A 24956-nucleotide genomic window follows, 5' to 3' on the forward strand; every position below is an offset into this window, starting at 1 on the left:
GCCGAACGGCGGCGCTGGTGTCTGGCAGGAGGAATGGCTAGTACTTCCCTACCGTGCTGGCTACTTTGTTGTAGAGCACTACCAGATTGGCAATGGAGCCGCCCGTGCCCGAGGAAAGCTGGTTTAGCTCGGTCTGAATATCGCACAGGGTAGAGCCCAGCAGGTCATAGCGCGGCGTGCTGGAGTTCACCGTAACCACCGTCGGGCTCAGGCTCAGCGTGCTGCCCAGGTTGGTGGTATTGGTGTAAGGATACACCATCAGCTGCAGCGAGGAGCAGCTCCACGAGAGGGTGCTCACGCTGTACGTGAAGGTGCTGCCCTCCAGCTGGTCGCCGATGGCTTTGCTGACGCCCTTGACCTTTTCCAGGTAAGCCACCCCGAAGATCTGCCCGCCTGAGGTGAAGAATTCCTCGATGCGCAGGGTGGCCGTGAAGGTCTGGCCGCTTACGGTGCCCGACACCGTTGTTTGGATGCCCCTGATCAAATTCGGATTCCCCGCCTCCTGGGTCATCGTAGCCGAAAGCTGGGGCGTTGGATCGGCTTTGTCGCAGCTGCTGATGGCTAATAGGCCGCTGCCTATTAAGGCAAGTAAGGAGATGTTTTTCATGACGTTAAGTGGTTATGAGGTTGTTGCTATCTAGAATTTCCAACTAATTCTTGGCGTAACAATAAAAAATCAACTATCTAATTATCAGGTTATTGCACTTTTGATAAAAAACCGACTCAAGTCCAATCAAAATCGAATTTTCCCTGCCTCATGTTCCGTGCCCTCACCTCCGACTTCATCACCCTGCACCTCATCAACGAAGACAACCTGCCGGAAATCTTTACCTTATTTCAGGGCTTCCCTGACTCGGCACCCATGCTGAAAGAACTAATGCGCAATTACTTACCGCGCTACGAGCGAGGCCAACGCACCAACTTCGGCTTCTATTCCCTGCTCGATGGGCAGCTGGCCGGCATGACGCTGCTCTCCGTTGACAGCTGGGAGGAGCGCAGCGGCTCCACCGGCGCCGACGTATTCGAGCACATGCGCGGCCGCGGCGTGACGCCGCGCAGCAAGCCGCACCTGTTTTACCTGGCCTTCGAGCTGCTGGGGCTGAACCGGGTGGCGACGGGCTGCCGGGTGTCGAACCTTGCGTCCAAACGCTCCATCGAGAAAACGCGCGGCTTTCAGTTTGAGGGCGTGATGCGCGAATCAGGCCTCAATGACCAAGGCGAGTTTGAGGACGAATTGCTTTACGCCATCCTGCGCCGCGATTGGGAGCAGCTCTATAGTCCGGCAGCGGTGACGGTGGTGCCCTAGGCTTTAGCGCTTGGCTAAGGACCGGTACCGCGACAACGGCCCGCCCGGCTTGTTGGCGGCCAGGTGTTCTTCCACTTGCTTGATGCTCATGCGGCCCAGGGCAAACTGCGCCAGCAGGCTCCGCTCCAGAGCCGAGGGCGGGTAGCCGCTGCTCGTCATAAACCGCACGGCTCCGATAACGAGCCGGCGCCGCCGGGCAGGAGAAAGGGCAAGTTCATTCATGCCCCCAAAGAAAGAACGGGGTGATGGGTATAACAACCGGATAAATAGCGAATTAAGCCGGTAGCACTACTGATTTTGCACGCCGTACCTCACCCTTCGCTTTCCCATTAGCAGTTACGAAGCCAGCACCCGCTCGCGGCCGTATCTGGCGCGGTACTCCTTGGGCGAAAGGCCGGTGAGCCGCTTAAAGGTGGTACGAAATGCTTTCGGATCGGTGTAGCCCACGCGGTACATCACCTCGTTCACGTTTTCGCGCGAGGCTTCGAGGCCGTTTTTGGCCGCCTCGATTTTTACCCGCTGGATGTACTCGGCCACCGAGTTGGCGGTGGCTTTCTTGAAGCGCCGCTCCAGGTTGCGCCGGCTCAGGGCCAGCATGTCGGCCAGCTGATCCACCGTCAGCCGCTCCTGGTAGTTGTCTTCGATGTAGCTCTGGGCCCGGCGAATGGGCTCGTCGCCGTGGTCTTTCTGCCCGCTGAAGATGGCAAAGGCCGACTGGCTCACGCGCTCGATGTCAATCTGAAACACCTTGGCGCAGGTCACAGCTATTTCGCGGCTGGCGTACTTCTCGATGAGGTAGAGCACCAGGTTCAGGTACGAAAACGCCCCGCCGCTGGAGTAGATGCCGTGCTCGTCGGTAATGAGTTTGTCCTCCACCAGCTGCACCTCCGGAAACATGGCCCGGAACGCCGGCGCCGCCGCCCAGTGCGTGGTGCACTGCCGCCCCGTAATGAGCCCGGTAGCCGCTAGCATAAAAGCGCCCAGGCACAGGCTGGCCACCTCGGCCCCGCGTTGGTACTGGCCCACTATCCACGGCAGAAAGTCGCGGTTGGCTTCCAGGGCCTGCCGCGGGTCCCCGTCGACGGCCGGAATGACGACCAGGTCGGTTTCGGCCACGTTCTGAATGAGCAGTTCAGTGTGCACCTGGTACAGACCGCCGCACACGGGCGTATCGGGCACGAGGCCCACCAGCTGCACCCGAAATAGCGGCGCCCGGCCCATGCGCTGCAGCAGGGCATTCACCTCGCTGAATACCAGCCGGGGCCCTTCGATGCTGCCCAGCACGGCCCCACGCGGCACTAGTATGGAGATGCTTTTCATAGCTGTAATCTACCGTTCTGAGCTGGCGCAATCAACCCTAAGATGGTCGCATTTGCCCCTCATCAGCGGCCAATTTTGCTAATATTTTTGGAATGTCATTCAAACACGTTCAACTCTTTAGCCTTTTTCCGCCATGAGCCCGAAAACCGCCGCCGTCCTGTACTGGAGCCTCACCTTGCCATTTGCCGCCTTCATGCTCTTCGGCGGCATTTCCGAAGTCATTCATCACCCCTCTGGCCTGGCCATTATGGAGCACCTGGGCTATCCGCCGCACGTGCTAACGGTATTGGGCATCGGCAAGCTGCTGGGTGCCGCGGCGCTGTTGCAGCCGTGGTTTCGCGGGATAAAGGAATGGGCCTACGCCGGCTTCACCTTCAACCTGCTCGGGGCCTTTGCGGCCCGTTACGCCGCCCACGACGGCTTTTGGCTGGTGGCCTCGCCGTGGCTGTTCCTGGCGTTTATGGCCGCTACCTACCTCCTGTGGCACCGCCTGCTGCGCCAGCGGGCCTTGGCGCGGCCGGCCTTGAACGCCTCCGTGACCGGGCCGCTGATGCCCGCGTTGGGGTAAGCTGGGGAGTTAGGGGTGAAGCGCCAGAAACTCCCGCAGAGCCTTCTTAAACTGCTCCACTTCCCCGGCCGTATTGTACGGCGCCAACCCGATGCGCACCCAGCCCCCGGTGGCGGCCATACCGAGCTTATCGGCCAGCGTAGTGGCGTAGAAGTGGCCGTCGGCGATGCACATGCGGTGGTGCTCGGCAAACCACGCCGCCACCTCCCGGGAGTGGTGCTCCTCGATGATAAACGCCAACGTGGGCGTTTTGCGGGTGCCAGCCGGAGCCCGGTACAGGCGAACCTGCGGCAGGCTGCGCAGAAAGTCTTCCAGGTCCTCGGCCAGTGCCTGTTCGTAGGCATCGATGGCCTCGATGCCGGTGCGCAGCTGCTCGGCGCGGGTGCTGCCGTGGCCTAGCCCCTGAATGAAGGCCAGCGCTCCTAGTAGCCCGGCCAGCCCTTCGTGGTTTTGGGTACCCGTTTCCAGCTTGTGCGGCATGTCGGCGGGGGCCGGATCGAGCTTGTACACGGCCAACTGTTCGAAGCGCGCCGTGGCCACTACCGCCACGCCCACGTGGGGCCCGAAAAACTTGTAGGCCGAGCACAGCAGCACGTCGCAGCCCAGGGCGCGAAAATCCAGCGGCAGGTGCGGGGCGGCGTGCACGGCATCGAGCACGGTGAGGGCACCCACGGCCCGGGCACGGCGGATAATGGCCTCCACCGGCGTTACCGTACCCGTCACGTTCGACGACAGCCCCACCGCCACCAAGCGGGTACGCGGGGTAATGAGCTGCTCGAGCTGCGTCAGGTCCAGCGTGTACGTGGCCGTGTCGATGGGGATAAAGCGGACGGTGGCGCCCCGGTCGCGCGCCAGCGTCAGCCAGGGGTCCACGTTGGCGCGGTGGTCCAGCTCGGTCACCAGCACTTCGTCGCCGGGCTGCAGGGCGGCGGCCAGGCTGCGCGCAATGGCAAAGGCCAGCGTGGTCATGTTGGCCCCGAAAGCCACTTCCTGCGGCTGGCAGCCGAGCCAGTCGGCCACGGCCTGCCGGGCTTCGTCGAGCAGCGCGTCGGTGGCCACACTGCTGGGGAAGGTGCCGTGCAGGTTGGCCATACCGCCACGGATGTAGTCCACCATGGCATCGAGGGCCGATTGCGCCATCTGCGTGCCGCCGGGGCCGTCGAAGTAAATCAGCGGGGCCTGGCCGTTGCGGGGTTGCAGGGCGGGAAATTGGGCACGAAGCTGCTCGGGAGTGATGGGAAGCATAGAAATAAGGCGGAAAAAGCGCCGGACGACGAAAGCCTGGCGGCACCGCGGCCAATAGTAGCAAACAGGCGGGTAAGGGCTGCGCGGCGGCAACGTTTCGGGCCGCTCGCGGCTGCATTTCTTACCGCCCAAACGCACCGACGCCGCCCCGAAAGGTTCAGGGCGGCGTCGGTTTGAGCAGGGTTGGCGGGGCGGGCTAGCAGTCGGCCCCGTCCACGCCGCAGGCCGGGCCGTCGGCGCCGGAAATTACCGTGGGTACGGGCTGAGGGTTAAACTCGTCCCACACCTTTTCCAGCACTTCTTGAAACAGCTCGGCCGGCTGTGCGCCCGATACGGCGTACTTGTCGTTGAACACGAAGTAAGGCACGCCGCGCACCCCGATCTGGCGGGCGTGGTACTCATCCACGCGCACTTCCTGGGCGTATTGGTCGGAGGCCAGCATAGTGCGCACCGCGTCGGCGTCGAGGCCGATGTCGGTGCCGAGCCGGGTTAGCGTGTCGGCGTCGTCGATGTTGAGGCCTTCGGTGAAGTAGGCGGCAAACAGGCGCTCCTCGGCCGCGTCCTGCCGGCCTTGGGCGGCGGCCAGGTGCGCGAAGCGGTGGGCGTTGAAGGTGTTCACCGGCTGCACTTTATCGAAGTCGTAGTGCAGGCCTACTTCCTGCGCCACGCCGGCCATGTGGTCGTTCATGCGCTTGGCCTCGGCCACCGATACGCCCTTGCGCTCAGCCAGCAGCTCGTGGATGCTCTGGCCGGGGCGGGTTTCCATGTTGGGGTCCAGCTCGAAGCTGTGCCAGGTTACTTCCACTTGCTGGTGGTGCGCAAACTGCTGCAGCGCCGCCTCAAAACGCCGCTTGCCGATGTAGCAGAACGGGCACATGATATCGGACCAGATTTCAACTTTCATGCGGGTGCAGTCTCAGGGATTGGCAGCTATAAGCCGGGAAGGGGCCGAAAGGTTTCCGCCGCGGGCTTGGGCCTCGCCGAGCCCTTTATCAGCGTGGCGGGGCTGACGGCGGATGCTTTTCCGCGCCGGCCGGGGCCAACGTGCCCCAATAATGCTTAATCTTACCAAGCCAAAACCACCGTTGGCCCTTTCTCTCTCCTGCCTGATGAAACGCTACGCTCTGCCCGTATTTGCCGCCGCCCTGCTGCTGGCCGGCTGCAACCAGAATTCTTCGTCCACCGCCGAGCAGTCGGCGCCGGCCGGCGAAGTAAAAGCGCCCGCCGCCGGTGCCGCCGATGCCAGCGAAGCCGCGCCCGGCGTATCGGGCTCCACCAACGACGAAGCCCCCGTGACGGCTGCAGCCCCGGCCAAGCCAGTGGAGCTGTCGTTTCGTTTCAAACCCGTGAAGGACTCCGAAAGCGGCCCGCGTAGCACGGCCTACCTGGTGATGAGCGGCGGCGAAACGCGCGAAATCGACCTGGGCCCCTTCGCCGGCAAGCCCGACGTGGTGGACGCCACCGAAGCCAAGCGCGCCAACTTCCCCGGCAGCATGCTCCTGGGCTTCCGCAGCTACGACCCCAACTCCGGCACCAGCAACGACCTGGCCGTGATGCAGAGCGAAGGCAGCCGCCTGCGCATCGTGCAGCGCCGCCTGGAGGAAGGCGTCGACAAGGCCCCCGAATTCCAGACCGCCCGCGAAATTCCGCTGCCCGCTGGCGCCGAGGTGCGCGCAGCCCCCGCCCCGAAAAAGTAAGCCCTATGGCCGCCGAGCCCTCCACGTTTCGGGCCGCCCTGACGCCGACCGGGTCGGGGTTTATGCCCATGGTCATGCTCATCGTGCCCGAAGACGTGGTGGAAGCCCTCGGCGGCAAAGCCGTGAAGCGGGTGGTCGGTACGCTCAACGGCCACCCCATCCGGCGCGGGCTGCAATACCTGCGCACCGGTGAGCGGTTCCTGCTCATCAGCAAGGCCCTGCGCAAGCAGCTGCGGCTCGACCTGAGCACGGAAGTACTGGTCACCTTGGCGCCCGACCCCAACCCGGACGCCGTGGATATGCCGGAGGAATTGGAGGAAGGCCTCGCGGAATGGCCCGAAGCCGCCGCGGCCTTTCACCGCCTCACGCCCGGCCGGCAGCGCAACCTGGTGCACTACATCGAGCAGGCCAAGCGCGCCGAAACCCGCGCCCAGCGCGTGGTGAATCTGCTGCACCAGCTGGCCACGGGCGGCAATCCGTTTCGGCCGCCGGGCCGCGAGTAACGTTGGATATAAAGTGCCAGCCGGCCTATCCCAGGCCCTGCCGCAGCCAGCGCTTGGCGTCGTCGAGTGAGGCAAAGGCCATGGGCTCCAAGACGTAGTGTGACTGCGCCACGGTATTGGCGATGTACACCTGCGTGGCAATGCGCCCGAAGATGTTTTCGGCCGTCACGATGCTGATGTGCCGGATGCCGGCCGCGTAGGCCCGCGCGTTCCAGTCGGTTTCCAGCCAGATCTGGTCGGCCGGTACGATGGCACTCATCTGCCGCGCGTCCATCAGCCAGCCCAGCGGCCAGGTGCGCTGCGCCTCGGCATCGAAGCGCTGCAGGCTTTGGTCCATCAGCGCGCGAAACTGCTGGCTGTTGGCAAAGCCGTGCCACTGCACGATGAGGCACGGCACTTCCGCCGCCAGGAGCAGCGAACCGTAGGATTCAGCGTGTAGGGCAACGTCGGACATAGCAGCACAGAACTAGCAGAAAGGCAAAGCTAAACGAGCTACGCGAATTCTTTGGTTCCGAGCCCACGAACGGCGTAGGTCCGTTGCGGGTTGCGCCGCCCGTAGGCAAGCCGGTCAGGGCCTGAGCAGCGCCTGCGGGCTAACAAGCCCAACCGTTGGCCGTTAGCGCCACCGCCCGCCGCTTCATTTTTAAGGCTCCGGCCCGAAGCTCGGCCATAACGGCGGGCCGATGCCACTCGTTAAGAAAGGTTCTGTACGATCTTTTTTACCGACCACACAACCATGGCATCTACTTCCAATTACGCCCTGATTACGGGCGCTACCAGCGGCATCGGCCTGGAGCTGGCCAAGCTCTTCGCCAAAGACCATTACAACCTCGTCATCGTGGCCCGCGACCAGCAGGAGCTGGAGCGCACGGCCGGCGAACTGCGCCAGCAGTACGGCGTGGAGGTGGTGCCCCTGGCCAAGGACCTGTTCAAGCGCGAGGCCCCGTTTGAGGTGTACGAAGCAGTGAAGGCGCAGGGCTTGCAGGTGGAGGCGCTGGTCAACGACGCCGGCCAGGGCCAGTACGGCGAGTTCATCGAAACCGACATCAACCGCGAGCTGGACATCATTCAGCTCAACATCGGCGCCTACGTGGTGCTGACGAAGAAATTTCTGCAAGACATGGTAGCCCGCGGCTCGGGCAAGATCCTGCAGGTGTCGTCCATTGGGGGCGAGCTGCCGGGCCCGCTGCAGTCGGTGTACCATGGCACCAAGGCTTTCGTGACTTCGTTCACCGAAGCCATCCGCGAGGAAACCAAGGACAAGGGCGTTACCATTACGGCCCTGCTGCCCGGCGTGACGGATACCGACTTCTTCCGCAAAGCCGACATGGAACGCTCCAAGCTGGTGGCCGAAGGCAGCAAAGCCGACCCGGCCGACGTGGCCAAGGACGGTTACGAGGCCCTGCTGGCCGGCAAAGACAAAGTCGTGTCGGGCTTCATGAACAAAGTACAGGTGGCCGTGAGCAACGTCATTCCCGACAACCTCGTGGCCGCCAACCTGCACCAACAGGGCAAGCCCGTAGACGAAGACAAATAGAGGCACCGACCTCCGCTGAACCAGCCCCGGTCCGACGCGCGTCGGGCCGGGGCTTTTGGTTTCCGCCGCCCGCAGCGGCGGCTACCGGCCGGCCCTTCTTCCCAGCGTATCACAACTATATATTTATAATGCAAAATACTTAATAGTTTTAACCCCACTTGCCAGCGCGGTTTGCCGCGCTGTATCCGCCCACTCCACCCTATTGCACATGCTTACACCTCTACGCTTTACCGCCCTGCAGCCCCACGCCTGGCTGCGCACGGCGGCTCGTTTGGCATTCCGCCAAAGCGCCCGTTCCGCCTTGGTCATCGGCGGGTTGCTCCTTAGCCAGCGCGCCGCGGCGCAATGCAGCGTGATGTCCACCGACGGCTATACCGTCAACATCAGCGTGGAGCCGGTGAGCGTGGTGCCCAGCACGACCTCGTGCACCTCGGGCTACAACTTTGACCTGACCCTGAACTACCGGGTGACGTTTTCGGGCACCAACATCCCGGGCAGCCTGTGGAACCTGCAAGCGCGCGTCACCTGCTCGGCCGGCGGCACCGTGGGCACGGCCCTGCCCACTAACGGCGGCACCGGCACCATTACCACCGTCTACAACCAGTACCGCAACGCCAACGACTGCAGCACGGCCACCGTGGCGTCGCTGGGTTGCAATACCATTGCCATCGACATCAGCGGGCCAGGCATTGCCAACCAAACCATCAGCTGCCCCTACACCAGCGCGGCGGCTGCGCAACCGCTGCCCGTGACGCTCGTCCGCTTTGGGGCTAGCGCCCAAGCCAGCGGCGTGCTGCTGACGTGGACTACCGCCACCGAGCTCAACAACGACTACTTCACCGTTGAGCGCAGCGCGGATGCCACTACCTGGCAGAGTGTGGCGCAGGTGCACGGCGCCGGCAATGCCACGCGGCAGCGCAGCTATACCCACCTCGACCCGGCCCCCGCCGGCCGGGCCTACTACCGCCTGAAGCAGACGGATTTCGACGGTACGGCCACGTACTCGGCCGTGCAGAGCGTGCTGTCGACCACGACGCTGCCCCGCGTCAGCGTGGCTCCCAATCCGAGCCACGGGCGCGCCGTGCAGTTCAACGGTCTGGATGAGGCCGCTGCCTGGACGCTGCGGGTGCGCAGCGCGGCCGGGCAGGTGCTGGGCCAGGCGGCCGTACGCTCGGCGCAGGCCGAGCTGCCCGTGCTGCCCGCCGGCGTGTATTTTCTGGAGTTGCACAACCCGGCCACTGGCCAGAAAGCCGTGGTGAAGTACTGCCAGTACTAGCTGCGCTTAGCGTAATAAAACCGCCGGCCCCGGCCTACCCGTTGTGCGGGCGGGCCGGGGCCGGCGGTTTTTGGTTGGGCAGGCTCAGGGCCTGCTTCAGGGCTTTAGCTCGATGGACACCACCTTGCCGGGGCCATCCACGGTGAACTTGCAGTCCTCGAACACCGGCGGGGCGAGGCGCGGGCGCACGTTGTTGGAAAAGGCGAAGGGCTCCGTCGGGATGCCGACGAAGTTTTTGTCCAGCTTGTCGTTGTTGTTCGTGTCCTGGGTAATGGCCACGGCCCACTCGCCGTTGGTCAGTTCCACGGGCAGCGTGATGCGGCTCTGGCCTCCCGGGCGCACCACCTTATAAAAGGCGTACTGCTTGGGCTTCAAAAAGCCGTCGGGGGCGTTGTAGAAGTACAGCTTCACGGCTGATTGCGTCGAAGCCAGCTTGGACACCACCACCGTCACCGACGAAGCAGTGACCGGATTGCCGCCGTGCCCGGCAGGCGTGAGGGCGGGGCTACCAACGATAGAAGCGGCTAAAAAGAGCTGAGCAAGTGTCATCGGCGTAAGGCAAGGGTTAGGCAAGTACCAATCTAGCAACAAATTACCAAATGCCCAAGACGTACGGCGGCTCACAGGCGGCTGCAACAGTGGGCGCGGTCTAACTTGTTCGCAGAAAGGCCGCCAGGGGTTGCGCTTCAGCGCCGATTATGCGGCGGCCCGACGGCAGCAATCGGTCAAAACCAGCGGCAAACGAGTGTTTGGTAGGTTCGATTGGCAACGTTCCCGATAACGTTTGCGCAAAAAATCAGCCGTCAAGGCAGTGACTTTCAGAAGAATTAACCCAACATTCAACTCACTGAATCGCCCCTCCCCCCGTTCCCACCCACTTTTTCCAGCCATGCAACGCCGCACCTTTCTGCAGCATTCTGGTACGGTAGCCGCCGGCACGCTGCTGGCGCCCGACCTGCTGGCCAGTGGCCTGAGCGCCGCGAAAAAAACGCGGGTGGCCATGGTGGGCACCGGCCACCGGGGCCTGGGCATGTGGGGCGTGGACGTGCTGAAGGAGCACGGCAACCGCGTGGAATTCGTGGGCCTGTGCGACAGCAACCCCGGCCGCGTGCAAACCGGCAAGCAAATGCTGGGCGTGAGCTGCCCCACCTTCACCAACTTCGACGAGATGATGAAGAAGGTGAAGCCGGACGTGCTCATCGTCACCACCGTCGACGCCACCCACGACCAGTTCATCATCAAGGGGATGGAGTACGGGGCCGACATCGTGACGGAAAAGCCCATGACCACCGACGAGCGGAAGGCCCAGGCCATCCTCGACGCGGAACGGCGCACGGGCAAGAAGGTGAAAGTGACCTTCAACTACCGCTACTCCCCGCACCGCCAGAAGATGTACGAGCTGCTGCGGGCGGGCGCTATCGGCACCGTCACCTCGGCCGATTTTCACTGGTACCTCGACGTGCACCACGGCGCCGACTACTTCCGCCGCTGGCACCGCCGCCGGGAGTTCAGCGGCTCGCTGCTCGTGCACAAAGCCACCCACCACTTCGATTTGCTGAACTGGTGGCTGGAATCGGACCCCGAGGAAGTGTTTGCCTTCGGGCAGCTGAACTTCTACGGCAAGAACAATTCCTTCCGCCATACCCACTGCCGGCCCTGCCCTCACAAGGACAAGTGCGCTTTCTACTGGGATATGACCAAGGACGAGCGGCTGATGAAAATCTACGCCGCCAACGAGCAGCACGACGGCTACCACCGCGACGGCTGCGTGTGGCGCGAGGACATCGACATCTTCGACAAGATGGCCGTGCAGATTAAGTACGCCAACCAGGTGCAGGTGAGCTACTCGCTCACCACCTACTCGCCCTACGAGGGCTACCGCATTGCCTTCAACGGCACGAAAGGCCGCCTGGAAGCCTGGATCAAGGAAAAGCAGACCTGGGACGAGGAGCCCTTTGACGAAATTCAGCTGACCACGAACTTCGGCAAGCGCGAAATTATCCGCATGCCGAACAACGAGCCCGGCCACGGCGGTGGCGACGTACGGCTGCGCAAACAAATCTTTAACCCCGACGGGCAGGACCCTTACCGTCAGGCCGCCGGCGTGCGCGACGGCGCCATGTCCATCCTGGTGGGCGTGGCCGCCCGCCAGAGCATCGACACGGGCAAGCCGGTCCGCATCGGGGATTTAACTACACTGAAGCCGCAAGTCAACCGGACGTAGCCAGGGGTTGGGAGAATGCACCAAAACTACCCGGTTGGCAAGGGCATTGGGGAATGGACCCGACGCGAGCTTCAGAAGGGGCGTGAGCAAGCAGCTCGCGCCCCCTTTTTTTGTGGGTACTTCAGCGGTATACAGTAACAGGACCGGGTTACGCGAACGGAACGTGCGCGCTACAGCACGCCACGCACGAACTCCGTAGTTAGGCGCAGCGTCGCTTCGGTTGCTTCCTTGTGCGGGGTGTGCGCCGCGCCGGGCAGCAGCACGGCCTGCGCGGGGCCAGCTACCTGCCTGGCAATGGCTTCTACCTGCGCCGTAGTGCCGTACTCGTCGTTTTCGCCCTGCAATACCAGCACCGGGCACTGAATCCGCGGCAGGTAGCTTTCGATGTTCCACGAGCGGAACTCCGGCGCCAGCCAGGTTTCGGTCCAGGCGCGGAATACGGCATCGGTCTTCGCGCCGTGGTAGCGGGTCAGCTTTTCGGGCAGATTAGTCGTGCGGTAGTGCTGCTCGGCGGCGCGGATGCCGGCCAACGTAAGGTCTTCCACGAATACGTGCGCGCCTTCGGTGATGACCGCCGCTACGTGCGCCGGGTAGAGGGCGGCGGCCAGCAGGGCAATGGTACCGCCGTCAGAGTGCCCGAACAAGATGGCCTGACCGATACCGCAGCGCTCCAGCACCTGCCGGAGCACGGGCGCTTCGGCTTCGAGGTAGCCGGGGGTGCGCGCCTCGTCGCTGAACGCGGCAGACTGCCCGTAGCCGCGCCGGTCGTAGATGAGGGCGTGGCAGCCGGTGGCCGCGGCCAGGCGGGCGGGGAAGTCGCGCCAGAGGCTGATGCAGCCGAGCGAATCGTGCAGAAACACCAGCCAGGGACGCTGAGCAGCTTCGGCGGCGGGCACCTTGATGGTACGCACCTGCAGCGCGTAGCCGCCGAGGTCGAGGCTAAACTCCTGCTGGGTGAGGTGGTCGAAGGAATCGGGCATGCAGTCCTCTTGCGCTAGTCGACGCTGCGCAACCACGCTTTGGCCTCTTCGACGTCGCTGAACATTTTTAGCTCGAACACGCCTTCGATGCGCTGGTGCAGATCCTGAATGGACATCTGCCCGAAGATGCCGGGCGAAAGCACTTGGGCGAAGTAGCGCAGGCCGGCCTGCAGGATCTGCGGCGTCCAGACCTGGGCAATCCAATCGTTAGCATCGGTGAAGCGGCCCACCAGCTCGCTGTGGTCGTTGAGCAGCTTGGAGCAGGGCTCTTCGCGCAGCATCTGCACGTAGGCCAGGCCGCCCTGCCTGACGGTATCAAGTGTTTGCACGCCCGACCAGCGCGCGTGAATCCAGCCTTCGGTGCGGTTGCGCTCGGCGGTGAGAAACACGTGGCCATCGGGCCGGCGGAAGGTGGTAACGGTGGAAATCAGGGTCATAGCTCAGGTGGAAACAGCACGGAACGGGGCCACAAAAGTAGCGCGGCGGGCCTAATAGGCAGCTCGGGTATAACCTTCTGCCCCCGGCGCGGGTTAACCCAACCGCTGCTTTTCGCAGCTTCTTCGTTTTACCTGACTTCTGTACAATGGAATATCAAGAACTGGGCGAGTCCGGCCTGACGGTCTCGCGCATTGCCTTCGGCAGCTGGGCCGCGGGCGGCTGGATGTGGGGCGGCACCGAGCAGAACGACGCCGTGGGCGCCATCCGCGCGGCGTATGACCTGGGCGTGACGAGCATCGACACGGCCCCGATCTACGGGCAGGGCCTGAGCGAGGAAATCGTGGGCGAAGCCATCAAGGGCCTGCCGCGCGACAAGGTGCAGATCCTGACCAAATTCGGCATGCGCTGGGATTTGGCCGAGCCCAAGGGCGACTTCGGCTTCAAGACCAAGGACAACGACGGCCGCGACCTGGATGTGTACAAATACGCCGCCCGCGAGAGCATCATCAAGGAGTGCGAGGACTCGCTGCGCCGCCTCGGCACCGACTACATCGACCTCTACCAGATTCACTGGCCCGACGTGACCACGCCCATTCACGAAACGATGGAGGCCGTGCAGCGCCTCATCGAGCAGGGCAAGGTGCGGGCCGCGGGCGTGAGCAACTACTCGGCTGCGCAGATGGAGGAAGCCGAGCAAACCCTCAAGCTGGCCTCGAACCAGGTGCCCTACAGCATGGTGCGCCGCGACATCGAGCAGGACGTGGTACCGTACTGCCTGCAGCACCACAAGGCCATTTTGGCCTACAGCCCGCTGCAGCTGGGCCTGCTAACGGGCAAGATCAAGCCCGGCCAGGACTTCGGCGAAGGCGACCTGCGCACCACGCACCGCCTGTTTACGCCCGACAACGTGACGCGCGTCAACGCTTTCCTCGACAAGCTGCGGCCGCTGGCGGAGGAAAAAAACGCCAGCCTGGGCCAGCTGGTCATCCGCTGGACGCTGGCGCAGCCGGGCATTACGGTGGCGCTGGTGGGGGCCCGCAACGCCCAGCAGGCCGAGCAAAACGCCCGCGCCATCGAGGTGCAGCTTTCCACCGACGACGTGAACTTCATCGGCCGGGAGCTGGCGGCGCTGCAGCTGAGCTAGATGCGTGTGCACGGCTAACTGGTTCTTACCCGTCGGTGCGGCCGAAGTAACTCGCGCGCTTCGGCTGCGCCGACGCCAGCGGCACGACGCCCAAGGCCTTTTAGCCGCAACTAAAACATTTATAGCAGGATGCAGATATAAGCCGGATGTGAGGGGTTAAGCTACGGTTAACTTTTGCCCGACCCCAACCATTCGTGTTCTTCTGCGTAAGTTGGGCTCCTGACTCTTTTCTACAACCCCAACACCCGGCGCCCGGCCGCCCTGCCTTTCTGCAGGGTAGCCGGGCGCTGTGTTGAGCCCGAACTTCCTTTCGTAGACTTGCGCGGTGCTTAGCCGCTCTGCCTATGCCGTCCGCCGATTCGCCCTATCTCCCGCTCACCGTCGTGGCCGTGCGCCCCGAAACGGCCGATACCCGAACGCTGATACTTGCGCCGGCCGACGGCAGCACCCTGCAGTACCGCGCCGGACAATACCTCACGCTGGTGCAGCACGAGCACGGCCGCGAGATACGCCGCTCTTACTCGCTCAGCTCGGCTCCGGCTCTGGGCGAGGCGCCGGCCATTACGGTCAAGCGCATTGCCAACGGGCTGTTTTCGCGGCGGCTGGTGGATGACGCCCAGCCCGGCGACGTGCTGCTGACCAGCGGTGCGGCGGGCCTCTTCAGCCTGCCCGACGATGCAGCCGACGCCCGCCAGGTATGGTTCTTGGCCGCCGGCAGCGGCATCACGCCGGTTTTTGCGCTGCTCAAGACCCTGCTGGCTACCATGCCCACGCTGAGCGCGGTGCTGGTGTACTCCAATCACTCGCCGGCCAGCACCATTTTCCGCGCCGAGCTGGAGCAGCTGGCGGCCCGCTACCCCGAGCGGCTGCACATCGAGTGGCTGTTCAGCAACGCGCCCAGCCTGGTGCGCGCCCACCTGCACAAGGAGCTGCTGAAGGCCCTGGTGCGGCAGCACGCCACGGCCCCGCCCGCGCAGCTACTGGCCTACGTGTGCGGCCCGCTGAACTACATGCGCATGTGTACCTACGCCCTGCGCGAGCTGCAGGTACCCACCGATAACATCCGCCGCGAAAACTTCGTGACCGAGCCGGCCTACGTGCCCCCACTGCTCCCGCCCGACGTGGCCCCGCGACGCGTGACGGTAGGCTGGGCCGGCCGCCACTACGCCTTCGACGCGGAGTACCCGGACACGCTGCTGCAGGCCGCGCGCCGGCAGGGCCTGCGCCTGCCCTACAGCTGCGAGGCCGGCCGCTGCGGCAATTGCGTGGCCCGCTGCACCGAGGGCCGGGTGTGGATGAGCTACAACGAAGTGCTGACCGAGCGCGACCTGGCCCGCGGCCTGATTCTCACGTGCACCGGCTACCCCGTGGGCGGGCCGGTGCGCCTGGAAGTCGAGGGCTGAGGCTTAGGCCTGCGTATCGCTTTCTGCGTCGTCCCAATCGTCGAGGTCTTCCAGCGCCGAGGCATGGTGAATCTCATCGAGGAGGCGCTCCACGTGGTAGAGGTCGGTGTTGGGGTCGGTGGCCCAAGTACAAAGGGCATTGCAGTACACCTTCAGCATTTGCTCGCGGCCGGTGTGCTTGACGACGTGGCGGTGAAACTCCTTGAGCCGGTTGGTCAGCTCGGTGCGGGCGTTGGGGGTGTTGCGAATAGGTGCGGAGGCGGGAGTAGCAGGCATTGCGCTAGGGCTATAGTTGAGCGTAGCAAATGGTACGCGGGTGCGCTGCATGCCGATTAAATCATAGCCTCTTGGTTTTCAGCAGCATTTTTTACCTCCGTTTGCCTGCTGATTTTGCCCTACTTCGCCGGCGTTGTCAGGCAGCCCGCGCTATGTATGCGCCGCGAAGCCCACACATGAACGTAGGCCCTGCTCCCGGCATGCGCACCGCTATTACGCCGAGTTTTGCGTAGCATCGGGCAAAATCCCGTCTTCTCGCAGCCCCGCCCGGCCCTATGCCTCCCGCTTCCCCCTCCGCGCCGCCTTCCACCGCCGCCCGCATTCGTTCCATCGTTAGCGGCTCCATCGGCAACCTGGTGGAGTGGTACGACTGGTACGTATACTCGGCCTTTTCCCTGTACTTCGCGCCGGAGTTTTTTCCGGCCGCCAGCCTCACGGCGCAGCTGCTCAGCTCGGCGGCCATCTTCGCGGTGGGCTTTCTGATGCGCCCGCTCGGCGGCTGGCTGCTGGGTGCCTACGCCGACCGCCACGGCCGCAAAGCCGCCCTGCTGCTCTCGGTGCTGATGATGTGCGGCGGCTCTTTGCTCATTGCCCTCACGCCGGGCTACGCCCGCATCGGGGTGGCGGCACCGGTGCTGCTGGTGCTGGCGCGGCTGCTGCAGGGCCTGAGCGTGGGGGGCGAGTACGGCACCTCGGCCACTTACCTGAGCGAAATGGCCGACGCCAAGCACCGCGGTTTCTACTCCAGCTTTCAGTACGTGACGCTGCTGGCCGGGCAGCTGCTGGCGCTGCTGGTGCAGCTGGGCCTGCAGCAAGTCCTCTCGCCCCAGGAGCTGCAGCAGTGGGGCTGGCGCGTGCCCTTCGCCATAGGAGCAGCGGCGGCGCTGGTGGCGCTGTACCTGCGGCGCAGCATGGCCGAAACCGCCGAGTTCGAGGCGCAGAGCGGCCCGAAGCAGGAGTCAGCTGCTCAGGAAAGCAAGCTGCGGGTGCTGCTACGGCATCCGCGCGAGGTGCTGACGGTGGTGGGCCTCACGCTCGGCGGCACTATCGTGTTCTACACCTTCACCACGTACGCGCAGAAGTTTCTGGTCAATACGGCGGGCTTCAGCAAGGAACAGGCCGCGCAGGTTTCGTTCTGGACGCTGGCCGTGGCCCTGGTGCTGCAGCCACTCATGGGCGCGCTATCCGACCGCGTGGGGCGACGGCCCGTGCTGCTGTTCTTCGGCGTGGGCGCCACGCTGTGCACCGTGCCGCTGCTGACGCTGCTGGGCCGCGCCAGCAGCCCGGGAATGGCGTTTGGCCTGCTGGTGGTAGCCATCGTCATCATGAGCGGCTACACCTCCATCAATGCCGTGGTGAAGGCCGAGCTGTTTCCCACGCACATCCGGGCGCTGGGCGTGGGCCTGCCTTATGCGCTTACCGTGGCCATTTTTGGCGGTTCGGCTGAATACGGGGCACTGTGGGCTAAAAGTCAGGGCCTGGAGCCCGCCTACTACTGGTACGTGACGCTGTGCGCCGCCGTGTCGCTGGTGGTGTACTGGCGCATGGCCGACACGAGATACGCCTCGCGGATTGAGGGATAAAAGGATTAAAGTTGAGTGGTTAGGCAGCTGGGCGCGCGGCCCGGTTCAGGTTGAACGGGTTGCGGTACGACGTGTTTCCTTCGCCCTTAATCCCTAATCCCCTCATCCCCCTACATCTGCCGCAGCCAGGCGCTGGCCGTGTTGATGTCGTCGAAGGCCAGCACCAGCGGGCGGATGGTGTGGCTCATCATCAGATCGGTGCTGAGGCGGCTGTAAATATTGGGCGAGTACACCCAGGCGAAGTACTCCAGCCCGGCCTCGGCCATGAGCGGAAACCACACCTTGCCGCCCCACTCCGACGCGTCCGACCACATGCTGGTCACCCGGCGGTTGTCGTTGAGCACTTTGTGGCAGCGTTCCTGCTTCAGGATTTCCAGCATCTGCAGGCAGCCGTCGTGCACCGAATCAAAGTTCTGCTCGCCGTTCCAGTCCGCGTAGAGCCACTCGTTGGCGTAATCGTAGGCAATGGTCAGGTACTGATTTTCGAAGAGCGTATTCAGGGCCATGGCGGCAGCTAGGGAAGGGGAAACAGAAAGGCGGGCAGGCAAACCACAAAAATAGCGCGGCCGTGATTCCGCCTATTACGGAATCACGGCCGCGCTGTTGAGCTTCAGGTCATAAAAGGCAGCTTAAGGCTTATTTCCGCTCTTTCACCGGGAATTTATCCAGGATGTCGCGGGCTGACTCGGCAAACCGCTCACCGGCCCGGGCGGGGTTGTTGATGGCATCGGACACGGAGCCGCGCCAGATCATGTTGTTGCTTTTGGCATCGATGAAGTCGAGCACCAGCATGCCTTCCTGGTAGTTTTCGGTGCGGTAGCCGCTCGGGGCCTGGTACCAGTAGGTGTAGTTGACGGGGATGAGGGCGCCGCGGTAGCGTACCAGGTAGGGGTAGCTTACGGGCACGGCGGGGTTGGGCGGGTTGGCCACGGTGCGCTCGGCCTGCTCCAGGTACAGGTGGTAGGTCAGGTAGAGGTCGGGGCGGCCCGAGGTGGCCGGGGTGATGCCGCGCTTGGCCAGTTCGGACTCGATAGCGGGGCGCAGCACGCCGTCCTGCAGCTGGCTGCGCAGGGCCGGGCCCTGGGTGTTGTCGGTCTTGACCTCGGTATCGGCCCAGGCGAAGGTGCGGTACTGGCTGTAATCCACGTTGGCTTTTTCCGTCACGTTGACCGACGAGCAAGCGCTCAGCCAGCCCAGCAACAGCAGCAACGCGCTGATCATTCTTAATTTCATGGCAATGGGTGGTTGGTGATGAAAGGGCCTAGTTGCACCTTTCCTACCCTTCTTGCAGCCAATTGGTTGTATTGCCCAGCTTGCTTATGCAGCCCGGTTTCGGGCACATCCGAATCAATTAGCCGCCTCGTATGTTGGGCTTATGACGATGAAAGGAATGAAACAACTTGTTGTACTGCTGCTGGCCGCGCTCGGCGCCGTCAGCTGCGAAGCCCGCTCCGGCAACGGTGCCCCGGCCGCTGCCCCGGTAGCTCCTGCCCCGCCCCAGGACGACCGGCGCTTTGCCGAGCTGCCTAAGCTGCAGCCCGGCGAGGCCGTTGCAACCTTTGCCAGCGGCTGCTACTGGTGCTCCGAGCACATTTTCGAAAGCCTGAAGGGCGTGCGCGCCGTGGTGTCGGGCTACTCGGGCGGCACCGTGGCCAACCCCACCTACGAGCAGGTAAGCCACGGCAATACCGGCCACGCCGAAGCGGTGCAGATCTACTACAACCCCAAGGTTATCAGCTACGCCACCCTGGTGAAGGTGTTCTTCTTTCAGCACGACCCCACGACCCTGAACCGCCAGGGCCCCGATGTGGGCGAGTCGTACCGCTCGGTGGTGTTCTACCGCACGCCGCAGGAAAAAGCGGCCATCGATGCCGAGCTGCAACGCATCAGGGCGGCTCAAGTGTTTGCCAGCCCCGTGGTGACGCAGGTGGTGGCTTTCAAGGCCTTTTACCCGGCCGAGCGCTACCACCAAGACTACTACCAGAACAACCAGGACAACCCCTACATCCAGAACGTATCGACGCCGCGCTACCAGCGCTTCGCCAAGCAGTTTCCGGAGCTGCTCAAGAAGCCCGGCGCTTAGGCGTAGCATCCAGACTGGGCAAGCAAACGGCCCCGTCAGCAGCTGCTGACGGGGCCGTTTGCTTGCGGCGCAGAACAATTATTTGTCGCGTTGCACCAGCAGGGTGGCGTTGCCGAGGCCCGGCTGGCCGTTATGCCCCAGCCCTTCGGCGTTGATGCGAAATTCATCTGCCTGGTCGGCGGTGTAGAAGGTAACCTGGGCCCGGCCGGTGGCATCGGTCTGCACTTGCGGCGTCCAGTAGAGCGTGGTGGTGCGGTAATCGGGAGCGGCCTTAAGCGCCGCCGCGTCGTAGCGCGGGGCATAGAATTCGCGGGCCTGGTAATAGGCCGGCACGCGCGCCGTCACCACGTTGGCGTACACGGGTGCCAGTGTACTACCCGAGCTGCCCGTCTTGCTGAAGATAGAAACCACGCCTCCTCTGCGGGCCATGCCGTACACGGGCACCGTGCCGCTGGTGGTAATGTCCATGGACTCGACGTTGACTGCCTGAACCCCGTCTACTACCTTCACGTCAACCGGAATACCGTCCAGCATAAAGTAGGGGGAAAGCCCCCGCGTGTTGACGACCCAGACCTCGCCCCGCTCGCGGTGCACCGTCCAGCCAGGCATTCGGTTTTGGATCAGATCCAGAATGGAACCGTAAGCGCCTACTCCATCCATGTGCTGCACGTCATATTTGCGCAGCAGGCCGGGGCTGTAGGGCAAGTCGCGGCGGAAGGGGTTCGTCTCCTTCGGCTGCTCGCGTTTGCCCTTGATGGTCACGTTGTTCAACAGGATGCGCCGGGTAGAATCCGGATTGACTTGCCTCTCGACTACCTGCTCTCGCTGGCTGCGCTGCACATAACTGGCTACTGGCGGCGCCCACAGCGGCGGCACCAGCCCGGCCGGCAGCGGTGCCCACCGCTCGTCCAGTCTGATATCCACGGCTTTGCTACCGTCGGCCGCCCGTGCCTGCACGGCTACGCGGGTGGTATCGGCAGAGGCCTCCACGCCGAACGCAAACCGGCCGAGGGCATCGGCATTCAGTACGGCCACATCACGTGAGGAGCCGGCTTTTATCAAGGTCAGCACGGCCTCCGAGGCGGGCTTCTTGTTGGTGCGCGACACGCGGCCGCTCACCTGTGGGTTGACCTCCGGCGCGTAGGTAGCGGCGGGCAGCTGGCCGGCCAGCAGGGGTTTCCACACGAAACGCCGCCAGCCTTGCGTCAGCAGCAGCTCATCCAGTGCCTGCACCGTCTGGGGGCGGTTGTCGCGAAAATAGTACGCCGGATCTTCGATGGTACCAGCCAGATCCGCCGCCAGCAGCAACTGCGCTTGGATGGTATTGCGGGCCTGCGCCTGCACGGCAGCGCTTACCACTGCTACCGACAGCTGAGCCGGCACCGGCTGCCCGGCGGCATTGCGCGTCTCGATGTTCAGATTTACCTGGCTACGCGGTCCATAAGCCGACTTGTCGGGCTTGACGTGCACCTGCAACCCGTCCTGCCGGTTGACGAAAGCCAGCCGCTCGCACAAGGCCGTACCGGCTCCATCAAACAGCGTGACGTGCACTATCCCCGAGGGAAATTTCGTCTTGGGAATGCGCGTGAGAAAGTCGTTGGTGCCGTTGCCCACCGTGGTCTGCCCCACGTACGCCACTTCGCCGCGCACGTGCGCCACCAGCAGTACGCTCTCGGGGGCTTCCGTGGTACCCTGCCGGCTCACGCCGACGACGACCTGATCCGGAGTTTGGGTCACCATCATGCCGTAACCAGTGGGCTGCACCGCGGGCAGCGGGTAAGTAGCCGCTACCCCCGCTGGCGTTTGCAGCCGGGCCACGTACTGCACGCCGCTTTCGGGGCGCAAACGCAGCACGCCCATACCCGCGTGGCCGCTCTTGAACCGGGCTACCACGCGGCCCTGCTGATCCTCCACGGTGCCTTCCACATCCATGCCGCGCCCGTCCGGGCCGACCGCTTTAAAGGCCACCACCCCCGGCAACTGGGCAACGAGGTTGCCGCCCTCGGGGAAAAACTGCAGATCGGGCCGGGCGCCGCGGGTGGGCGCCGCCGGGGCCGGGCGACTCTTGGTTTTGCCCTGAGCCGGCTGGCCAGCAGCCGTCGGCACCTGATGTTGCCACACCGGCAAGTGCTGCACGAAGAAGTAGTCGGGGCCGGCATTGCGCATCCAGTTGGTATACGCCCGCACGGTGTACGTGCCCTCCGCAGCGGCATCGGGCAGCGCCAGGTCCCCGGCGGCAGTGCCCTGATTCAAGCGCAGCGTCCGGCGGCTGAGCACCTGCTTATCGGGCCCGAGCAGATCCACATACAACACCCTGCTCAAGGAATCGGGCCGGTGCGTGGCAGCGTCCACCACATACGCCTTGAACCAGATGGTCTCGCCGCCTACATATACCGGCTTGTCGAAGTGCAGATACGCTTTTTCGGGGGTAGCAGTGGCGTAGAAGCGGCTCACGGCATTCACGACGCGCTGGGGCAGGTCGGCATCGGCGCTGCGGAAAGCCACCGCGCTGGTCACGACCAGTGCTGCCAGCCCGAGTGCTCTACGGGAAGAAAGTAAAGATTCTGACATGGAATAAGGAGTCGGTAAGCGCCCGTCAAGCAGCAAATAAAAGGCCAAAGCCTCTGGGATTGATGCTACGGGTAGCTTCATAGCCCGTTCACAGCGTAAGAGGGAGATTTACGGCCTGCTGCCGTTTTCCGCACCTGGGCGGTTGTGTCGTCGTACGGGAATACTCCTGCCGCACCAACGCATACCGTCACGGGGCCATCTTATTTTTCTTCCTGCCCATGCCGGTTTCTGTTATTCCCGTCGCCCCTTCTCTCCAGCCCACCCTCGCCGAAGCCGACATGGGCGCCCCGCCTACTCCCAACCGGGCGCGGCTGGTGCGCATATCCGCCTTGGCCGTGGCCATCGGCGTGGTGGTAACGGGCCTGGCCAAGGTGCTGGTCTGGCTAATTCACTTCTTCACCAACGTGGCCTTTTACGGGGAGGCTTCCGGCCTTTACCGCAGCCCCGCCGACGCCGTACCGCACCTCGGCGCCTGGGTTATCATCATTCCCGTCATCGGCGGGCTGATCATCGGGCTGATGGCCCTGTACGGCTCGCCGGGCGTGCGCGGGCACGGCATTCCGGAGGCCATCGAGCAGATTCTGACCAACCAGAGCCGCATCCGGCCGGTGCTTACGCTGCTCAAGCCGCTGTCCGCGGCCATTTCGGTGGGCACGGGCGGGCCGTTCGGGGCCGAAGGGCCGATTATTGCCACCGGCGGGGCCTTCGGCTCCACGGTGGGGCAGCTGCTGCACATCACCCACCACGAGCGGAAAGTGCTGCTGGCCGCCGGTGCCACGGCGGGGATGACGGCGGTATTTGGCACGCCCGTGGCGGCCGTGTTTCTGGCCGTCGAGCTGCTGCTCTACGAGTTTTCGCCCCGCTCCCTGGTGCCCGTTACGCTGGCCTGCATCACCGGCGCGGCGGGCCACCACCTGCTTTTCGAGCAGCAACCGGTATTTGCCCTTCTACAGGCCAATGCTCCCGGCAACCTCGCGCTGGCCACCTACAGTGCCATGGGCCTGGTAATGGGCCTGCTGGCGGTGCTCATCACCCATGCCGTGGGCGCCGTGGAGCATGCCTTCGAGCGGCTGCCCATCCATTGGGCGTGGTGGCCGGCGCTGGGCGGCTTGGCCGTGGGCGTGGTGGGCTACTTCGCTCCCCGCACCCTGGGCGTGGGTTACGAAAACATCACCGACATCCTGGCCGGGCGGCTAGTGTGGCAGGCCGTGCTGGTGCTGGGCGTGCTGAAGTTCACATCCTGGGTGATTTCGCTGGGCAGCGGCACCTCGGGCGGTACGCTGGCGCCGCTGTTCACCATCGGCACGGCCGCGGGCGCCCTGCTCGGCACGTTCATTCTGCGCGTGTTTCCGGCTTCGGATATCAACCTGACCATGGCCGCCCTGGTAGGCATGGCGGCCCTGTTTGCCGGTGCCTCGCGGGCCCTGCTCACTTCCATCGTCTTCGCCGTGGAGGCCACCGGGCAGCCTACCGCGCTGCTGCCGCTGCTGGGCGCGTGCACGGCCTCTTACGTGGTGTCGTTCTTTTTGCTGCAACACACGCTGATGACTGAGAAAGTAGGCAAACGCGGTGTGCGCCTGCCCGAAGCCTACGAGCCCGACGTGCTGGAACGCGTAACGGTGGGCCAGGTACTACAGCCCGATGCCCTCACCGTAGCGGCCAGCAACACCCTGCTGGAAATGCGCCAGTGGCTGCAGCAGGAGCCGGAGCAGCGCGCCGGGCACTTTGTGCTCGTCAGCGAAGCGGGCGAGTACGAGGGTGTGCTCAGCACCGTCGAAATATTCCGCTCGGCCCTACCGCCCGACACGCCCCTGCGCACCCTGAGCCGGCGTGTGGGGGCCGCCATAGCCACTACCGCGTCCTTGCGCACCGCCGTGGAACTGATGAGCCGCCGGCAGGCCGAGGTACTGCCCGTGGTAGCGCCCGACAGCCGCAGCGAGGTGGTGGGCGTGCTCACTTACCAGGACATCATCGGCGCCTACCGCCTGCGCCTCGCCGATTACGATACCCCGCAGGCCAGCATTTCGCTCAAGCGCCGCACCATCGAAATTCTGCTGCGCGGGCAGCGCATCGTGCGTCAGGTAAAGGCTCGTTCATGAGCCGGCAGGGGCCCGACACCAAAGTAGATAAATACAATTTATACCAAGCACCAAACCCCGCCGTTCAGCTCATGAACGGCGGGGTTTGGCGCTTCTTAAGGCTGAGCTTATTTCGGCAGCAGCACTTTGTCGATGACGTGGATGACGCCGTTGCTCTGCAGCACGTCGTAGGTCGATACGCTGGCTACGTTGCCGCTGTCATCGACGAGCACCACGTTGTGCGGACCGTTCATTATGGCCGTCAGCGTGCCGCCGCTTACGGTCTTGAGCGTAGCCTTGCCTTTGCCCGCCTTGATGGCCGACATCAGCTTGTCGGCGGTCATGTTACCGGCTACCACGTGGTAGGTCAGCACCTTGGTCAGCGTGGCCTTGTTTTCGGGCTTCAGCAGCGTTTCTACGGTGCCAGCGGGCAGATTTTCGAAGGCATCATTCACCGGCGCGAATACCGTGAAGGGGCCTTTGCCTTGCAGCGTCTCCACCAGACCGGCGGCTTTTACGGCGGCTACCAGCGTGGTATGGTCTTTCGAGTTGACGGCGTTTTCGACGATGTTCTTGCTCGGCAGCATAGCCATGCCGCCCACCATCACGCTGTTGGGCGAAAGCTGCGCCGACTGCGCCGATACCGACTGTGCTACACCGCCCAGCAGGGCTACCAGGGCCAACGAAAGCAAGTTCTTTTTCATGGGAGAGGTTAGAGAGAATG

At 63.9% G+C, this 24956-nt stretch carries 26 protein-coding genes; 12 read left to right on the top strand and 14 right to left on the bottom strand.

What is annotated here, in order from left to right; all coding sequences use genetic code 11:
- Window positions 1–37: 37 nt before the first annotated feature.
- A complete protein-coding gene (locus tag B0919_RS15965) occupies window positions 38–607 on the bottom strand; it encodes a hypothetical protein (RefSeq protein ID WP_139362177.1) in 570 nt (189 codons plus the stop codon).
- 150 nt (window positions 608–757) lie between these two features.
- Here B0919_RS15965 and B0919_RS15970 point away from each other — a divergent pair, with 150 nt between their 5' ends.
- Entirely contained in the window at window positions 758–1306 is a 549-nt protein-coding gene (locus tag B0919_RS15970; protein ID WP_078013283.1) for a GNAT family N-acetyltransferase, read from the top strand.
- 3 nt (window positions 1307–1309) lie between these two features.
- Here B0919_RS15970 and B0919_RS24825 read toward each other — a convergent pair whose 3' ends face one another.
- Window positions 1310–1528 carry a hypothetical protein gene (locus B0919_RS24825; RefSeq protein WP_139362178.1) on the bottom strand — a complete coding sequence of 73 codons (219 nt, stop codon included), beginning with the start codon at window positions 1526–1528 and terminating at the stop codon, window positions 1310–1312.
- A 114-nt stretch (window positions 1529–1642) separates the two neighbouring features.
- Window positions 1643–2626: a GlxA family transcriptional regulator gene (locus B0919_RS15975; RefSeq protein WP_078013284.1), complete on the bottom strand. Its 984-nt coding sequence runs from the start codon at window positions 2624–2626 to the stop codon at window positions 1643–1645.
- 133 nt (window positions 2627–2759) lie between these two features.
- Here B0919_RS15975 and B0919_RS15980 point away from each other — a divergent pair, with 133 nt between their 5' ends.
- Window positions 2760–3194 carry a DoxX family protein gene (locus tag B0919_RS15980; protein ID WP_078013285.1) on the top strand — a complete coding sequence of 145 codons (435 nt, stop codon included), beginning with the start codon at window positions 2760–2762 and terminating at the stop codon, window positions 3192–3194.
- Between the two features lie 9 nt (window positions 3195–3203).
- Here the strand turns inward: B0919_RS15980 and B0919_RS15985 are convergent, their stop codons facing one another.
- Both B0919_RS15985 and B0919_RS15990 read right to left on the bottom strand, forming a co-directional pair.
- Window positions 3204–4439 carry a cysteine desulfurase-like protein gene (locus B0919_RS15985; RefSeq protein ID WP_078013286.1) on the bottom strand — a complete coding sequence of 412 codons (1236 nt, stop codon included), beginning with the start codon at window positions 4437–4439 and terminating at the stop codon, window positions 3204–3206.
- Window positions 4440–4635: 196 nt separating this feature from the next.
- Complete coding sequence (locus B0919_RS15990) at window positions 4636–5343, bottom strand: DsbA family protein (protein WP_078013287.1); 708 nt, start codon at window positions 5341–5343, stop codon at window positions 4636–4638.
- A gap of 205 nt (window positions 5344–5548) precedes the next feature.
- Here B0919_RS15990 and B0919_RS15995 point away from each other — a divergent pair, with 205 nt between their 5' ends.
- Both B0919_RS15995 and B0919_RS16000 read left to right on the top strand, forming a co-directional pair.
- On the top strand, window positions 5549–6136 hold the full coding sequence (locus B0919_RS15995; RefSeq protein WP_078013288.1) for a hypothetical protein: 588 nt from the start codon (window positions 5549–5551) through the stop codon (window positions 6134–6136).
- A 5-nt stretch (window positions 6137–6141) separates the two neighbouring features.
- The gene (locus tag B0919_RS16000) at window positions 6142–6639 is read left to right on the top strand and encodes a YdeI/OmpD-associated family protein (RefSeq protein WP_078013289.1); all 498 of its coding nucleotides are present in this window, start codon (window positions 6142–6144) and stop codon (window positions 6637–6639) included.
- Between the two features lie 25 nt (window positions 6640–6664).
- On the opposite strand, the gene B0919_RS16005 is transcribed toward B0919_RS16000, so the two are convergent.
- Window positions 6665–7093 carry a hypothetical protein gene (locus B0919_RS16005; protein ID WP_078013290.1) on the bottom strand — a complete coding sequence of 143 codons (429 nt, stop codon included), beginning with the start codon at window positions 7091–7093 and terminating at the stop codon, window positions 6665–6667.
- Between the two features lie 282 nt (window positions 7094–7375).
- Between B0919_RS16005 and B0919_RS16010 the strand changes: the two genes are divergently transcribed.
- Window positions 7376–8176 carry an SDR family NAD(P)-dependent oxidoreductase gene (locus B0919_RS16010; protein WP_078013291.1) on the top strand — a complete coding sequence of 267 codons (801 nt, stop codon included), beginning with the start codon at window positions 7376–7378 and terminating at the stop codon, window positions 8174–8176.
- Window positions 8177–8384: 208 nt separating this feature from the next.
- Window positions 8385–9452 carry a T9SS type A sorting domain-containing protein gene (locus B0919_RS16015; RefSeq protein ID WP_139362179.1) on the top strand — a complete coding sequence of 356 codons (1068 nt, stop codon included), beginning with the start codon at window positions 8385–8387 and terminating at the stop codon, window positions 9450–9452.
- Window positions 9453–9548: 96 nt separating this feature from the next.
- Here B0919_RS16015 and B0919_RS16020 read toward each other — a convergent pair whose 3' ends face one another.
- A complete protein-coding gene (locus B0919_RS16020) occupies window positions 9549–10001 on the bottom strand; it encodes a DUF2141 domain-containing protein (protein WP_078013293.1) in 453 nt (150 codons plus the stop codon).
- A 340-nt stretch (window positions 10002–10341) separates the two neighbouring features.
- Here B0919_RS16020 and B0919_RS16025 point away from each other — a divergent pair, with 340 nt between their 5' ends.
- Window positions 10342–11676 (top strand): Gfo/Idh/MocA family protein, encoded by a 1335-nt coding sequence (locus B0919_RS16025; protein WP_078013294.1) that lies wholly within the window; start codon window positions 10342–10344, stop codon window positions 11674–11676.
- Between the two features lie 170 nt (window positions 11677–11846).
- Here the strand turns inward: B0919_RS16025 and B0919_RS16030 are convergent, their stop codons facing one another.
- Window positions 11847–12656: an alpha/beta fold hydrolase gene (locus B0919_RS16030; protein ID WP_078013295.1), complete on the bottom strand. Its 810-nt coding sequence runs from the start codon at window positions 12654–12656 to the stop codon at window positions 11847–11849.
- A 14-nt stretch (window positions 12657–12670) separates the two neighbouring features.
- Window positions 12671–13093, bottom strand: coding sequence for a hypothetical protein (locus B0919_RS16035; protein WP_078013296.1), 423 nt, complete (start codon window positions 13091–13093; stop codon window positions 12671–12673).
- A 146-nt stretch (window positions 13094–13239) separates the two neighbouring features.
- Here B0919_RS16035 and B0919_RS16040 point away from each other — a divergent pair, with 146 nt between their 5' ends.
- Together B0919_RS16040 and B0919_RS16045 are read left to right on the top strand one after the other, a co-directional pair.
- On the top strand, window positions 13240–14238 hold the full coding sequence (locus tag B0919_RS16040; protein ID WP_078013297.1) for an aldo/keto reductase: 999 nt from the start codon (window positions 13240–13242) through the stop codon (window positions 14236–14238).
- A gap of 344 nt (window positions 14239–14582) precedes the next feature.
- Window positions 14583–15641 (top strand): ferredoxin--NADP reductase, encoded by a 1059-nt coding sequence (locus B0919_RS16045; protein ID WP_078013298.1) that lies wholly within the window; start codon window positions 14583–14585, stop codon window positions 15639–15641.
- A 3-nt stretch (window positions 15642–15644) separates the two neighbouring features.
- On the opposite strand, the gene B0919_RS16050 is transcribed toward B0919_RS16045, so the two are convergent.
- Window positions 15645–15917, bottom strand: coding sequence for a hypothetical protein (locus B0919_RS16050; protein WP_078013299.1), 273 nt, complete (start codon window positions 15915–15917; stop codon window positions 15645–15647).
- Between the two features lie 275 nt (window positions 15918–16192).
- Here B0919_RS16050 and B0919_RS16055 point away from each other — a divergent pair, with 275 nt between their 5' ends.
- Window positions 16193–17500: an MFS transporter gene (locus tag B0919_RS16055; protein WP_078013300.1), complete on the top strand. Its 1308-nt coding sequence runs from the start codon at window positions 16193–16195 to the stop codon at window positions 17498–17500.
- 110 nt (window positions 17501–17610) lie between these two features.
- Here the strand turns inward: B0919_RS16055 and B0919_RS16060 are convergent, their stop codons facing one another.
- Complete coding sequence (locus tag B0919_RS16060; RefSeq protein WP_078013301.1) at window positions 17611–18006, bottom strand: hypothetical protein; 396 nt, start codon at window positions 18004–18006, stop codon at window positions 17611–17613.
- Between the two features lie 130 nt (window positions 18007–18136).
- A complete protein-coding gene (locus B0919_RS16065) occupies window positions 18137–18733 on the bottom strand; it encodes a DUF4136 domain-containing protein (protein WP_078013302.1) in 597 nt (198 codons plus the stop codon).
- A gap of 157 nt (window positions 18734–18890) precedes the next feature.
- Here B0919_RS16065 and msrA point away from each other — a divergent pair, with 157 nt between their 5' ends.
- Complete coding sequence (gene msrA / locus B0919_RS16070) at window positions 18891–19583, top strand: peptide-methionine (S)-S-oxide reductase MsrA (RefSeq protein ID WP_254846596.1); 693 nt, start codon at window positions 18891–18893, stop codon at window positions 19581–19583.
- 78 nt (window positions 19584–19661) lie between these two features.
- Here msrA and B0919_RS16075 read toward each other — a convergent pair whose 3' ends face one another.
- Complete coding sequence (locus tag B0919_RS16075) at window positions 19662–22154, bottom strand: MG2 domain-containing protein (RefSeq protein ID WP_176133081.1); 2493 nt, start codon at window positions 22152–22154, stop codon at window positions 19662–19664.
- A gap of 218 nt (window positions 22155–22372) precedes the next feature.
- On the opposite strand from B0919_RS16075, the gene B0919_RS16080 reads away from it, so the two are divergent.
- Window positions 22373–24253, top strand: coding sequence for a chloride channel protein (locus B0919_RS16080; protein ID WP_078013305.1), 1881 nt, complete (start codon window positions 22373–22375; stop codon window positions 24251–24253).
- Window positions 24254–24360: 107 nt separating this feature from the next.
- Here B0919_RS16080 and B0919_RS16085 read toward each other — a convergent pair whose 3' ends face one another.
- Complete coding sequence (locus B0919_RS16085) at window positions 24361–24936, bottom strand: fasciclin domain-containing protein (protein ID WP_078013306.1); 576 nt, start codon at window positions 24934–24936, stop codon at window positions 24361–24363.
- Window positions 24937–24956 lie beyond the last annotated feature (20 nt).

The organism is Hymenobacter sp. CRA2 (assembly GCF_002007105.1).
Taxonomy (GTDB): domain Bacteria; phylum Bacteroidota; class Bacteroidia; order Cytophagales; family Hymenobacteraceae; genus Solirubrum.